This window comes from Aerosakkonema funiforme FACHB-1375 (assembly GCF_014696265.1).
Taxonomy (GTDB): Bacteria; Cyanobacteriota; Cyanobacteriia; order Cyanobacteriales; family Aerosakkonemataceae; genus Aerosakkonema; species Aerosakkonema funiforme_A.
Window position 1 is genome coordinate 1 of the sequence record NZ_JACJPW010000019.1, and the last position, 13,174, is coordinate 13,174.

Sequence of the window (13,174 nt, forward strand, 5' to 3'; positions counted from 1 at the left end):
CTCCGCGTTAACGGTAGTACCAGCTTATTTTTAATCAATCCGAATGGAATTATTTTCGGTGCAAATGCACGCTTGAATATTGGTGGTTCTTTTATTGCTTCCACTGCACAGAGCATCAAGTTTTCCGATCGCACTTTCTACAGCGCCAGCAATCCAGAAACGCCGCCGTTGTTGAGCATCAATACACCAGTGGGATTGCAACTTGGCTCGAATGCTGGATCGATTCAATTCAAAGGAGTTCCAGCAGCCAACTTTATTTTCCGACAGCAGCAATTATTCCAGGCGCAAACTCTAGGTTTAGTGGGCAGCCAGATCGATATGGATAGCGCAACTTTGGTTAATCCAGAGGGGCGGGTGGAATTGTGGGCGGTGCGGAATGCGGAGGTAGCGATCGGCGATCGAGGCAGAATGGAATTAGCTAGTCCTGCCGAGACAGCAGACTGGGGAACGATTTCCCTGCGCCAATCCTCGCTGATCGATACCACTGGACTGAATGGGGGAGCAATTAACATTCGGGCGCGGGGACTTACGCTTCAGGAAGGTTCGGTAATCGCTTCTGCGACCAGAGCATTTGGGCAGGGACAAGAAATTACCGTCAAAACCACTGAATTTGTCGATTTGTTGGGAGTTTCTGCACTGGAAAACTATCGCAATCCCGGGATAGTTACCAGCATATTTGGAAATGAAGGTAAAGCGGGAGATATTACGGTCGAAACCCAACGTTTGCGGATTGCCAACGGAGGTAGACTTCAGTCATTAATTAGTTTCGTTATCGGTAGCTTTGGCACTGTACCCAGACCGATTACCCGGATCGAAGACTCTAAAACTGGAACAATTACCGTTCGAGCCTCAGATGTAGAAGTACAAGGATACAACCCATTTTCTAATAACCTGATTTTGCCCAGTGCTATTACTACGTTAATCAGCAACGGTAATAGAAATGAGAGTGGAAAAATAACGATTGAGGCTCAAAGAGTTCGCTTGCTAGATGGTGGTCGAATCAGTACCGATCTGCTCGGTTTAAACACTGGTAGTTTTGCTGGCGCGATCGTGAATGGAACATCAGGAAACATATCGATTCGGGCAGTTGAAAGTCTGGAAATTTCGGGAGTTACTCCTTCTGGACTGACAGGTGGGGCGATCAGTTCGATTCAACCTTTGGCAGAAGGTAAAGGGGGAAATATCTCGATCGAGACTGGACAGTTGAGGCTTTTTAATGGTGGTACGATCTCTAGTGCGCTGGCAGGTAGTGGCAAGGCGGGGAATATCGAAATTCGCGCTACCGAAATAGCCGTCAGCGATCCATCGATCGATACGTTAAGCAATGCAAGTAGTGGCATCACCGTTGCAGTAGCTAGAAATGGAAAGGGTCAGGGTGGAAATATCAGACTAGAATCTTCTAGCCTGCGGGTTTTCAACGGCGGACAAATAACTTCTTCGACGCTGGGCAACGGAGATGCTGGTAATATCAACTTGCTGGTCGATCGGATTGATGTAGAGGGAATTTCCCAAACATTCCCAGACGGTCGTCAATTTCCCAGCAGTATTAGTGCTGCTTCTACTACTCATGCTAATGCTGGTTCGGTGAGCGCGATCGCCAATACGATCGACGTTCGCAACGGGGGGCAAATCTCGGTTAGCAATAGTGGAGGCGGTAATGCGGGTAACTTGCAGGTGAGTGCGAATCGCATTCAACTCGATCGAGGAGGTAGTTTGCGTTCGGAAGTAGCAGCTGGCGATCGAGGTAATATTACTCTCAATACCGATCTGCTGCAATTGCGGCGCGGTAGCGAGATCGCCACTAATGCGACGGGAACGGCGACTGGCGGAAATATCAATATTACTACCAATACCTTAGCCGCGCTAGAAAATAGCGATATTGCCGCTGATGCTATGCAGGGACAAGGTGGCAACATTCAAATTAATACGCAAGGGGTTTTTCTTTCCTTTGATAGCGATATCACCGCTTCTTCCCAACTGGGATTGAGCGGTACGGTGGATATATCCAATCCCAATTTAGAGGAACACCATATTGCGATCGTTTCTGGGAGTAACTTTCTTGAGGAAGCACCAGTCGTAGCCAGTAGTTGCCTGACTCAGCACAACAGGCAACAAGGACGCTTTGTCGTGACTGGTAATGGCGGTTTATCCGAAACACCAGATAATTTATTAATAGCCTATGAAGTCACGCAGGTGAGAACTGTGGGTAGGTTACTGGGTAGGGAAAATCAAACACCGGAAATAAATAATTCCTTATTACCAAATTACTTTGTTCGAGAAGCAACAGGATTTACTGTTAGCCCGGATGGAAGTATAATCCTTGTTGCTAATCAGAGCCAATTAGAACCAACTCAAAATATAATTTGCGCTACAAATCAACTGGAGATAAATCAATGAATTGTGCTAATTCAAAGTGGATTTTTGGTGGCTTGTTCACCTTATCGGCGTGTTCGCTCGCTGTTTCTACATCCGCGCAGATCGTACCAGATGCCACTTTACCAGTTAATTCTACCGTTACCAGCAACGGCGATATTTTCACGATTGAAGGCGGTACTCGTGCTGGTAGCAATTTGTTTCACAGCTTTCAAGAATTTTCGGTTCCGACAGGTAAAGAAGCTTTTTTTAATCAGGCTCTCGACGTGCAGAATATTCTCACTCGCGTGACGAGCGATCGAATATCTAATATTGATGGATCGCTCCGCGTTAACGGTAGTACCAGCTTATTTTTAATCAATCCGAATGGAATTATTTTCGGTGCAAATGCACGCTTGAATATTGGTGGTTCTTTTATTGCTTCCACTGCTGAAAGCATCAAGTTTGCCGATCGCACTTTCTACAGCGCCATCAATCCAGAAACACCGCCGTTGTTGAGCGTCAATACTCCAGTGGGATTGCAACTTGGCTCGAATGCTGGATCGATTCAATTCAAAGGAGTTCCAGCAGCCAACTTTTTTTTCCGACAGCAGCAATTATTCCAGGCGCAAACTCTGGCATTGGTGGGCAGTCAGATCGATGTGGATAGCGCAACTTTAGCTAATCCAGATGGGCGAGTGGAATTGTGGGCGGTGCGAAATGCGGAGGTAGCGATCGGCGATCGAGGCAGAATGGAATTAGCTAGTCCTGCCGAGACTGCGGACTGGGGAAGGATTTCCCTGCGGCAATATTCGCTGCTCGATACCAGTGGACTGAATGGGGGAGCAATTAACATTCGGGCGCGGGGACTTACGCTTCAGGAGGGTTCGGGAATCTATTCTGTGACCGGTGCATTTGGGCAGGGAGGAGAGATTAGCATCAAAACCACTGAATTTGTCGATTTATTGGGAGTTTCTGCCGCAGAAAATTATGACTTCCCTGTCCCTGGCATATTTACCACCGTATTTGGCAGTGGGGGGAAAGCAGGAGATATTACGATCGAAACCCAACGTTTGCGGATCGCTAATGGAAGTTGGGTTCAATCGATTATTAACGGTACTTATGACCCCGTAACTTTTGCTCCGATCTCGGTAGAGGACTCTCGGAGTGGAAATATTACCGTGCGAGCCTTCGATGTAGAAGTCAGCGGATACATCCCATTTCCGACTGGCGTTTTCTTTCCCAGTGCTATTACTACCTTAGTTTTAAATGGCAACAGAAGTGAGAGTGGGAAGATAACTGTCGAGGCGCAACGAATTCGATTGATTGATGGTGGTCGGATCAGTACCGATCTGTTGGGTTTACCTTCTCTCGATTTTGGTTTTGGTACGTTCATTACGGCGGGAAAAGCCGGGGACATATCGATTCGGGCGGCTGAGAGTCTGGAAATTTCGGGAGTTACACCTACTGGAGTGACAGGTGCGGTGACCAGTTCGATTCAACCTTTTGTAAAAGGCGAAGGTGGAAACATTTCGATCGATACCCAACAACTGCGCCTGTTCAATGGCGGTACGATTTCTAGTGCTTTGGCTGGTAGTGGTAAAGCAGGAAATATCCAAATTCATGCCAGGGAAATAGCCGTTAGCGATCCGGCGATCGATAGAGTCAGCAAGACAATTAGTGGCATTACGGTTGCAGTAGCTGAGGGTGCAACTGGTGAAGGTGGAAATATCAGGCTAGAGTCCTCTAGTCTGCGGGTTTTCAATGGCGGACAAATAACTTCTTCGACGCTGGGAAATGGAACTGCTGGAAATATCAATTTGCGAGTGAATCGGATTGATGTAGAGGGAATTTCCCCATCATTACCTGATGGTAGTCAACTACCCAGCAGTATTAGCGCTGCTTCTACTACTAATGCTAATGCTGGTTCGGTTAATTTGATTGCCAATTCGATCTACGTTCGCAACGGGGGGCAAATCTCGGTGAGCAATAGTGGCGGCGGTAATGCAGGTAACTTGCAGGTGAGTGCGAATCGCATTCAACTCGATCGAGGAGGCAGTTTGCGATCGGAAGTCGCAGCAGGCGATCGAGGTAACATTACTCTCAATACGGATCTGCTGCAATTGCGGCGCGGTAGCGCCATCACCACTAATGCTACGGGAACGGCGACTGGTGGAAATATCAATATCGCTACCAATACCTTAGCAGCGCTAGAAAATAGCGATATTGCCGCTGATGCCATGCAGGGACAAGGTGGCAACATTCAAATTAATACGCAAGGGGTTTTTCTTTCCCCTGATAGCAATATCACCGCTTCTTCCCAACTCGGATTGAGCGGTACGGTGGATATCTCCAATCCCAATTTAGAGGAACAGCATATCCCAATCGTGGTAAATAATAATTTTGTCGCGGAAGCGCCAGTGATAGCTAGCAGTTGCTTGAATCGCCGTAACGGACAACAAGGACGGTTTGTTGCGACTGGAAACGGTGGTTTATCCGAAACACCAGATAATATCTTGATGCCTTACGAAGTAGAGCAAGTGAGAACTGTGGGTCAGTTACAAAGTAGAAGAAACCGAGAACTAGAAGCTAGCAATCCGTTGCGATCGAATTACTCAATTCAAGAAGCGACGGGATTTACTGTCAGTCCAGATGGAAAAGTCTGGCTAGTAGCTGATTCCCGTCAATATAAGCCTGCGGTTGATTTGATTTGCGGAAAATAGTAAATGGATTTAAGGATATGGTTTTTCTGGTAATGGTCTTGCAATGACTGAATTTTCTAAATAACCGATTCCTTCGATTTCAATGCGGACGCGATCGCCTACCTGCATTGGCCCAATACCGGCTGGCGTTCCCGTCAACACTACATCCCCAGGTAACAGTGTCATGACCTGACTGATATAGGATACGAGTCGATCGGGTGAAAAAACCATGCGATCGATCTGGTCAGATTGTACTGGCTGGGGGTCATCATTTAAAAAGGTTTGCAATTGGGCACCGGGACTCAATTCTCGGACTATCCACGGGCCCAAGGGACAGAATGTATCGAAACCCTTCGCCCTTGTCCATTGACCGTCGCGCTTTTGCAAATCTCGTGCGGTCACATCGTTGGCGATCGTATATCCCCAAATTTTTGCTTGCGCCTGCGCTGGCGTACAGTCAGTACAGCGTTCGCCAATTACCAACGCCAATTCCCCTTCGTAATCCACCCGCTGGGACTGGGGAGGATACCATATAGGCGCATCGGTGGGGATAATTGCTGTCGAAGGCTTGAGAAATAATAGCGGTTCCGTGGGAACCTCGGAATCCATTTCACTAGCGTGAGCTGCATAATTTTTCCCCACGGCCACCACTTTAGACGGAGCGCAAGGAGCCAAAATTTGATAAGTGTCCGGTTTCAACTCCGAATCTGTCGGTTGTCCTTGCAACCAGGGTGGCGCATCAAGCACAGTAACGCTGCGGTTTAACTCTAATAAACCGTAGTAAATCTGTCCTTTTGCAGTTTGAACTCGGACGTAGCGTTTTGCCATATCTAGACAGATGTCCTCTGGGAAAGCCAATCAAAAGCTGTTCGTAGGCACCCCTTTACCACAATAAATCATTTTTGTCAAATGATTTATGAGCGTGGTTGCAAGCTGGTAGTAAGATTTTACATTCCCGCGATTTGTTTTCCGAACTTACACCGCAAATAGCAGGGATGGAAGGCTGGAGACTGGAAAAAGGAGATGGTAAGGCAGAGACATTTTGGTTCAATACCATTTCTATTAATATAAAAATGTAACGAAATATACAAATTTACCATTTTTTCAGGAATTCGAGGTTAGGCTACGGATAGAAACATAGTTAACACAGATACCGCGATCGAGAGAAAGCTATATGAACTTAGTAACGCTGCCGCTTGAAACTCCCAGTCCTGCCTATATTTGTCCATTCGACCAAGCTTGTAGCTACCTAGAACAAGCAGCCAAAGAGTTACGGATGGAACAAGGTTTGCTGGAAGTTCTCAGTCACCCGCGCAAAGTTGTCACCGTTTCCATTCCCGTCAAACTGGATAACGGTCAAGTGCAGGTTTTGGCAGGACATCGGGTACAGCACTGCGATGTTCTTGGGCCATATAAAGGCGGAACTCGTTACCACCCTGCTGTGACGCTGCGGGAGGTATCGGCACTGGCAATGCTGATGACTTGGAAATGCGCTTTAGTAGGAATTCCTTATGGTGGTGCTAAGGGAGGAATTGCGCTAGACCCCGCACGGTACAGCGTCGGCGAGTTAGAGCGAATTACCCGTCGTTACACGAGCGAATTAATTAAAGATATTGGCCCTTCCGTGGATATTCCTGCCCCAGACATCGGCACTTCTGCCCGCGAAATGGCTTGGATGATGGACACTTATTCAATGAATGTCGGTCACGCTGTACCGGGTGTGGTGACCGGTAAGCCAATTTCGATCGGCGGTTCGAGGGGACGGGAAATGGCGACCGGACGGGGTGTGATGATTATTGTACGGGAAGCTTTAGCCGATCGCGGCAAGACGCTGGCGGGAACGCGAGTCGTAATTCAAGGCTTTGGCAATGTAGGTGGCGCAGCAGCTTCATTGCTGCACGAAGCGGGAGCAGTAGTTATGGCTGTTTCCGATGTGTCTGGCGGGATATACAATCCCAATGGGCTGGATATTCCCGCACTGAAGGCGTATGCTGCCCAAAACCACAGAAGTATTGTCGGTTTTCCGGGGTCGAAATCGATTACAAATACGGAACTGCTAGCTTTGCCTTGCGATGTCCTCATTCCAGCTGCTTTGGAAAATCAAATTACCGAAGACAACGTGCATGAAGTGCAAGCCGAAATTGTGGCAGAGGCGGCAAATGGCCCAGTAACTCTCATGGCAGACTTGGCATTGGAGGCGCGAGGTATAACTGTGCTGCCAGATATCCTGACCAATGCCGGCGGCGTGGTCGTGAGTTATCTAGAGTGGGTACAGGGTCTTTCCTACGTTTTCTGGGATGAAGAGCGCGTTAATCGGGAAATGGAAGGTTTGATGGTACACGCTTATCACCAAGTCACCAAAGAGTCGAAGACGCGGCAAGTGCCTTTGCGGTTAGCAGCATACACTTTGGGTGTGGGTCGCGTCGCACAGGCGCTGACGGACAGAGGTTTATATCCGTAATATCAAATTTGGGTTTGTTATACCCTTTATAGCGGTTGGCAACGGGCGTGAGTACAGGCTTTGTAAGGGTGGGTTTTGCCATTATCTCTATCGCCAAACCGACAAGTTATCTGCCAAACCCGCCCCTACAGTTTATGTATTCTATCGAGTTGCTTTCCTGCTATAAATTTTGCCCTAAACATTGTAGAGACGTTTGATCAAACGTCTCTACTTTTATATAATTCTAAATTTAATAACTCTGATTTTATAGCGGTTGGCAACGGGTGTGAAGTACAGGGTTTGTAGGAGCGGGTTTGGCAGATAAGTTATCGGTTTGGAGGCAGGGTTAATGGGAAAAAGTGTCCCTACAGTTTATGTAGTCTATCGAGTCGCAAAGCGTTAGAGAATAATAAATATTCTTTTTGAAAAAGTATAAAGTGTAACATTGGACAATTTGCATAACCTATTTAGATGAATTTTTGAATAAAATGTAGTTAAAAATACATTTAAATTTTGACACAGAACGACTTTAAATATGTCTGTAGGAGGTTGGAGGTGGAGATTAACATTTATTTAATATAAGATGTTGCGAAAAAGGTATAGCACTGGTGGAAATTGCAATTCAATTAGAACTACACGCGGAAGATAAGCCTTGGTGGGCAGAAATTACCACGGTTAAACCTTGCTGTATCTACTATTTTGGGCCTTTCCAAAACTGGGTGGAAGCCAAGAATGCTAGCTTTGGCTATGTTGAAGATCTGGAAACTGAAACCTCTCAAGTAATTGAAGTAATAATCAAACGCTGTCATCCTGATGTTTTGACAATTTATGAAGAAGAGGATTAATTAATTTTCTAATCCCTACTATTTCCCAGCAATTTTGGCAAAATTTCTTCGGCACGTCCCAGATATTCTTCTTGGAAATATGGATTGGGTGGATCGATCGCTTCGAGATTTACGATTATCGTTCTCGCGCCAACGTAAGCTGCTGAGCGGACAAAGTTAGCAGCAGGAAATACTAAACCGGAAGTGCCAACAGCAAGAAATAGGTCGCAATTTCGGAGCGATCGCTTTGATTGCCAATCTGCTAATGCTGAAAGGAATTCGCCAAACAATACAATATCTGGACGCAGCATATGACCGCATAAAGGACAGGAAGGAATAGAGTCTGTATACAGATTTTCTTCGGAGTACGGTGATAAAGTACACTGTGGATTTGTACATTTTGTCCTGTGGACATTTCCATGCAATTCGATAACGTTTTGACTCCCCGCACGCTGATGCAGTCCGTCTACATTCTGAGTAATTAAAGTGAAAGATTGGTCGGCGCGAAGATGATGTTCCAAATCTGCAAGTGCGAGATGCGCTGCATTCGGAATAGCTTGTCTGGCGGTGATGCGGAAGTTGCTAAAGTAATGCCACAAACCAGCCGGGTCTTGTTCGACTGCCTCGACGGATGTATATTTTTTTGTAGAAGATTCTTCACCTATACTGCCAGCTCCGCGAAAGGTAGGGAGTCCTGATGCTACCGAAATGCCCGCCCCGGTTAGCACAACAATGTTTGTATAGGTAGAGAAATCGATCGCAACAACCTCATTCATCGTCAATACCCGTATCCTGTTGTAGAATTTCTGTGAGCTTTGGAATAGAATATCGCTTTTTGTGGTGGTGCGATCGCGCAGCGTGCTTTTTTGCGATCGCTATCTATGCAATCATCACATTGTCATGGTAAAAATGGATAAGATTGTGAGCATAAAAAATTTTGGTTTCTTGCCGTCAATTCAACCTAGAAGGAATGGCAATACTTCTTTTTGTAGACAGTTAAGTGTAACTGTGATATAATAAATCAACTGATTCTCAGACGACTATGGCTACACTTCAGATTGAAAACCTGCCTGATGAATTGTACAGTCGTATTCAATGTCTTGCCTCGGAAAAAAATTTTACTTTCAATGAGGCAGTAATTCATCTATTAAAGCAATCACTTGAGTCCGATAAGGCGATCGTAAATCAGACGCAAGAGAGCAAACCAATGTCAGCAATCCTACAAAGAATTCGCAGTCGCCCTAGAGTTAAACCGAGCGATTTTGGATTAACGGATAGCACTCTTTTAATTCGAGAGGATCGCAACAGATGAGGGTTCCGTTACGATGCGTACTCGATACAAATATTTGTATTAAGCAGTTTATCGTCGATCCATTGACTTTAATTCTTAGCGCAGACAGGGATGATTTATCTGATTCAAGAGCGTGCTACCAAAGAGCAAATTGAAGAAATGCTTGAAACCCTTGGTAGTTATATTAAACTGGCAGTAGATATCGAACTGTTAATTCTGGCAGGAGGTGGAGAATATCATGCTGATTGCGAAGCTGTGTTGCTGGAAAATGGAAGCAAGCAAGTAGATATTTGGGGAGCAGACTGGTATCCTCTTACACAAGAGGTAGGTTATGAATCTCTAATCAATATCCGTCCGCGTCAGAACAATCGCTCGATGGAAATTCAAGATCCGGTTATTCGAGAACGGGTTGCTCAAATCGTTCAACAGTTATTAGGAGGATTATGAGAGATTGGAATGCTTTAAAGTCGCGCTATTTACGAGACGATCTGCCAATTCGTTTAGGGAATTTGGCATCGAATTTGGCACGAATTAAATCTCGATGTCAAAATACAGCCAATCGCGATTTGGTTGAAAGTCTGCTGCAAGAAAGTAAGGTTTTTATTGAATGGACGGCTAAAGATGCAGAAGTAGAAATAGCCGCAGAATTAGTTGAATTACAAATTCAGTTAGCTTGCTGGCAGTATTCTTGGACAAGGATTTGGGAGGATACAGAACAACGAATAAAAGTATCCGAAGCAGCAAGTATTTGGTCAGAAAAAGTGCTGAATATGTCGGGTTTGTTGGCTGTCAATTAGATAGGTAAGAGTAGGACACACTTTGTTTTGATAAGGCGATCGCTCTTTTTTTGGTGGTGCGATCGCGATAGCGATGCGGAGCATTATCGCGCAGGGTGCTTTTTTGCGATCGCTATCTATCCAATCATCGCATTGTCATGGTAAAAATGGATAAGATGGTGAGTCGAAAAAGATGCTGGGTTTCCTTACGTCAACCTAACCTAACAAAACTACTTCGTTAGATAAATATAGCCCCCATTTACTGCTATGGTACTATATCTCCAACCACCAGTATTGATGACTTTGGCATCGCCAACCCAGTTAAGTCCATTAATTCTAGCACCGTACAAGTTATCATCTTTAGTCCAATAAATATAGCCGTTTTTTACAGCTATCAAATCCAAGGTAGCGTTAGACTGTCGATCGTTACTATTGCTCGATCGTAAGAGCGGGATAAACTCACCCGTTGGGATAGCTCAAGCGTAACGCACCAATCGCTTGGATATGGTGCGTTACGGCGAAACTTTGCTGATGATTAAGTAAAGTAGCGTCTAACGCACCCTACTTAATCTTTTGTTTGCGAACAGTTTCTCACTACAACTTCACGCAAACTGACTTAACTTCCGTGTAATTTTCCAGCACTTCGCGTCCCATTTCGCGACCCCATCCGGACTGTTTGTAACCGCCAAAAGGTAAAGCAGCATCGAAAATGTTGTAGCAGTTAATCCAAACAGTACCAGCGCGAAGTTTGCTGGCTATATTGTGAGCTTTCGCTATATCTTTCGTCCAAATGCCAGCAGCTAATCCGTAGATGCTATCGTTAGCTATAGACACCAATTCGTCGATTTCTTGGAATGGTAATACTGTGACAACGGGGCCGAAGATTTCTTCTTGTACTACCTTCATTGTTTGTTTGGTATTGACCAAAACAGTCGGTTCGACAAAGTAACCTTTATCTCCAATTCGCTGTCCGCCGATAACAGCAGTTGCACCTTCAGACAAACCGGATTGCAGATAGCCGCAAACGCGATCGAGTTGTTCGTCGGAAACTAATGGGCCCATTTGCGTTGTGGGGTCAAGACCTGGGCCTACTTTAATTTTCTTACCTTGTTCGGCAACTCCTTCTACCACGCGATCGAAAATTGATTGTTCTACGTAAAGTCTCGAACCAGCACAGCAACATTGTCCGTGATTGAAGAAAATCGCATTAGCTGCGCCGGGAATTGCTGTTTCTAAATCGCTATCTTTGAAGACGATGTTGGGAGATTTACCGCCTAATTCTAAGGAAACTTTTTTGAGATTTCCGGCGGCTGCTTGGACAATTAATTTGCCTACTTCTGTGGAACCAGTGAAAGCAACTTTATCAACATCGGGATGCGCTGCGAGTGCAGCACCGGCTGTTTCACCGTAACCTGGAATAATGTTAACTACTCCATCGGGAAATCCAGCTTCGCAAATTAATTCGCCTAAGCGAAGTGCTGAGAGAGGAGTTTGTTCGGCTGGTTTTAATACAATCGTACAACCAGCCGCAAGTGCGGGGCCTAATTTCCAGGCTGCCATTAATAGGGGGAAATTCCAAGGAATAATTTGTCCGACTACTCCCACTGGTTCCCGCTGAGTGTAAGCGAAATATTTGCTGCCGGGATCGTAAGGTACGGAAATGGGGATGGTGCTGCCTTCAATTTTAGTTGCCCAGCCTGCCATGTAGCGCAATAGATCGATCGCGAGGGGTACATCGGCAACTCGCGCAACGCCGATCGGTTTGCCGTTGTCGATCGATTCGAGTTCGGCAAATTCTTCTAAATTTGCTTCGAGTAAGTCGGCTAGTTTCCAAATTAATTTTCCGCGATCGGAAACGGTTATTCTCGACCAAGGGCCATTCTCGAAAGCTTGGCGTGCTGCTTTGACTGCTTGGTTAATGTCTTCGGCTGTACCTTCGGCAACTTGTGCGATCGCTTCTCCGGTGGCGGGGTTGTAAACGGGAAAAGTTTTACCGTTGGCAGCATCAACCCATTTGCCATTAATTAACAGTTTTTTAGGTTGTTTCAAAAAGCTGGAAACTTGGCTATTAAGTTGAATTTCAGAAGCGCGATCGAATGTTACTGTCATATAGTTATCCTTGTTAAATGCTTTCTACCCTAACTAAGGGTAAATGTTATTTTTCGATCTTACGCTCTATTAATGTGTTTATATGCAGGCGATCATTTGACAAATACAATAATTATTTTGTAGCTTTTATAACTAATTTTTAGAAATATGTATAAATTTAAATAAAGTGCAACTAATTAATACAGTAAAGAAATCAATTCCTCTATCTAAAGACATATTTAATCATTTGATTAACCTTTTGTAATACAACTATTTGGCGAAAAAGCTGGGACATCATGCTTTAGTACTGTATGTAGTTTGAGACTATAGGCAGACAGCAGTCAAGCAGTGCCTAGCTAGGATGAGAGTGTGATTGATTTGTAAAGGAATGTTAAAAATGGAAAGTCGTCCTTCTACCGATCTACCTCCTGTTGCTAAGGAATACAATGGCGTCGATCGCAATGCTTTTCTGTTTGGATTTACTCCGCAAGCAGAAATTTGGAACGGTCGCTTAGCAATGATTGGTTTTTTAGCTTACCTTTTGTGGGATTTAGGTGGCTATAGCGTACTGCGTAACGTGCTGCACTTGCTTCCTCAGTACGTTGTCCGTTAATGATTGAATCGCTTTGCACTTAGGCTGGTAGTTGTCCGAAATCAACAAGACTATCAGCCTAATTGTAAAGTTCGCTATCTGGCGATTT

General features: G+C 45.2%; 11 protein-coding genes. 8 read left to right on the forward strand and 3 right to left on the reverse strand.

The window, feature by feature from the left end; genetic code table 11:
* Both H6G03_RS09490 and H6G03_RS09495 read left to right on the forward strand, forming a co-directional pair.
* Window positions 1-2,397: beta strand repeat-containing protein (locus H6G03_RS09490; RefSeq protein ID WP_190464086.1), on the forward strand; the 2,397-nt coding region annotated here is incomplete at its 5' end.
* Window positions 2,394-5,075, forward strand: coding sequence for a beta strand repeat-containing protein (locus tag H6G03_RS09495; RefSeq protein ID WP_190464087.1), 2,682 nt, complete (start codon window positions 2,394-2,396; stop codon window positions 5,073-5,075). The genes H6G03_RS09490 and H6G03_RS09495, both read left to right, overlap by 4 nt.
* 9 nt (window positions 5,076-5,084) lie before the next feature.
* On the opposite strand, the gene H6G03_RS09500 is transcribed toward H6G03_RS09495, so the two are convergent.
* The gene (locus tag H6G03_RS09500; protein ID WP_190464088.1) at window positions 5,085-5,882 is read right to left on the reverse strand and encodes a fumarylacetoacetate hydrolase family protein; all 798 of its coding nucleotides are present in this window, start codon (window positions 5,880-5,882) and stop codon (window positions 5,085-5,087) included.
* A gap of 346 nt (window positions 5,883-6,228) precedes the next feature.
* On the opposite strand from H6G03_RS09500, the gene H6G03_RS09505 reads away from it, so the two are divergent.
* Both H6G03_RS09505 and H6G03_RS09510 read left to right on the forward strand, forming a co-directional pair.
* Window positions 6,229-7,515 carry a Glu/Leu/Phe/Val family dehydrogenase gene (locus H6G03_RS09505; protein WP_190464089.1) on the forward strand — a complete coding sequence of 429 codons (1,287 nt, stop codon included), beginning with the start codon at window positions 6,229-6,231 and terminating at the stop codon, window positions 7,513-7,515.
* A gap of 587 nt (window positions 7,516-8,102) precedes the next feature.
* The gene (locus H6G03_RS09510) at window positions 8,103-8,339 is read left to right on the forward strand and encodes a DUF1816 domain-containing protein (protein ID WP_322111884.1); all 237 of its coding nucleotides are present in this window, start codon (window positions 8,103-8,105) and stop codon (window positions 8,337-8,339) included.
* A gap of 8 nt (window positions 8,340-8,347) precedes the next feature.
* On the opposite strand, the gene H6G03_RS09515 is transcribed toward H6G03_RS09510, so the two are convergent.
* Window positions 8,348-9,094, reverse strand: a complete 747-nt coding sequence (locus H6G03_RS09515; RefSeq protein WP_190464090.1) for an SIR2 family NAD-dependent protein deacylase — start codon at window positions 9,092-9,094, stop codon at window positions 8,348-8,350.
* Window positions 9,095-9,360: 266 nt separating this feature from the next.
* On the opposite strand from H6G03_RS09515, the gene H6G03_RS09520 reads away from it, so the two are divergent.
* The 3 genes from H6G03_RS09520 to H6G03_RS09530 all read left to right on the forward strand — a co-directional run bounded on the left by H6G03_RS09520 (window position 9,361) and on the right by H6G03_RS09530 (window position 10,406).
* Window positions 9,361-9,630, forward strand: coding sequence for a hypothetical protein (locus tag H6G03_RS09520; RefSeq protein WP_190464091.1), 270 nt, complete (start codon window positions 9,361-9,363; stop codon window positions 9,628-9,630).
* Window positions 9,631-9,720: 90 nt separating this feature from the next.
* On the forward strand, window positions 9,721-10,056 hold the full coding sequence (locus H6G03_RS09525; protein ID WP_190464092.1) for a DUF5674 family protein: 336 nt from the start codon (window positions 9,721-9,723) through the stop codon (window positions 10,054-10,056).
* Window positions 10,053-10,406: a hypothetical protein gene (locus H6G03_RS09530; RefSeq protein ID WP_190464093.1), complete on the forward strand. Its 354-nt coding sequence runs from the start codon at window positions 10,053-10,055 to the stop codon at window positions 10,404-10,406. The genes H6G03_RS09525 and H6G03_RS09530 overlap by 4 nt, the downstream gene beginning before the upstream one ends.
* Before the next feature lie 573 nt (window positions 10,407-10,979).
* Here the strand turns inward: H6G03_RS09530 and H6G03_RS09535 are convergent.
* On the reverse strand, window positions 10,980-12,494 hold the full coding sequence (locus tag H6G03_RS09535) for an aldehyde dehydrogenase family protein (protein WP_190464094.1): 1,515 nt from the start codon (window positions 12,492-12,494) through the stop codon (window positions 10,980-10,982).
* Between the two features lie 376 nt (window positions 12,495-12,870).
* Between H6G03_RS09535 and H6G03_RS09540 the strand changes: the two genes are divergently transcribed.
* Window positions 12,871-13,086 carry a chlorophyll a/b-binding protein gene (locus tag H6G03_RS09540; protein ID WP_190464095.1) on the forward strand — a complete coding sequence of 72 codons (216 nt, stop codon included), beginning with the start codon at window positions 12,871-12,873 and terminating at the stop codon, window positions 13,084-13,086.
* The last annotated feature ends 88 nt before the right edge of the window (window positions 13,087-13,174 follow it).

Coding starts and splice junctions, on each gene's coding strand:
- H6G03_RS09525 (WP_190464092.1), top strand. CDS start 9,721: ATGATTTATCTGATTCAAGAGCGTGCTACCAAAGAGCAAATTGAAGAA.
- H6G03_RS09500 (WP_190464088.1), bottom strand. CDS start 5,882: ATGGCAAAACGCTACGTCCGAGTTCAAACTGCAAAAGGACAGATTTAC.
- H6G03_RS09540 (WP_190464095.1), top strand. CDS start 12,871: ATGGAAAGTCGTCCTTCTACCGATCTACCTCCTGTTGCTAAGGAATAC.
- H6G03_RS09530 (WP_190464093.1), top strand. CDS start 10,053: ATGAGAGATTGGAATGCTTTAAAGTCGCGCTATTTACGAGACGATCTG.
- H6G03_RS09535 (WP_190464094.1), bottom strand. CDS start 12,494: ATGACAGTAACATTCGATCGCGCTTCTGAAATTCAACTTAATAGCCAA.
- H6G03_RS09520 (WP_190464091.1), top strand. CDS start 9,361: ATGGCTACACTTCAGATTGAAAACCTGCCTGATGAATTGTACAGTCGT.
- H6G03_RS09515 (WP_190464090.1), bottom strand. CDS start 9,094: ATGAATGAGGTTGTTGCGATCGATTTCTCTACCTATACAAACATTGTT.
- H6G03_RS09505 (WP_190464089.1), top strand. CDS start 6,229: ATGAACTTAGTAACGCTGCCGCTTGAAACTCCCAGTCCTGCCTATATT.
- H6G03_RS09495 (WP_190464087.1), top strand. CDS start 2,394: ATGAATTGTGCTAATTCAAAGTGGATTTTTGGTGGCTTGTTCACCTTA.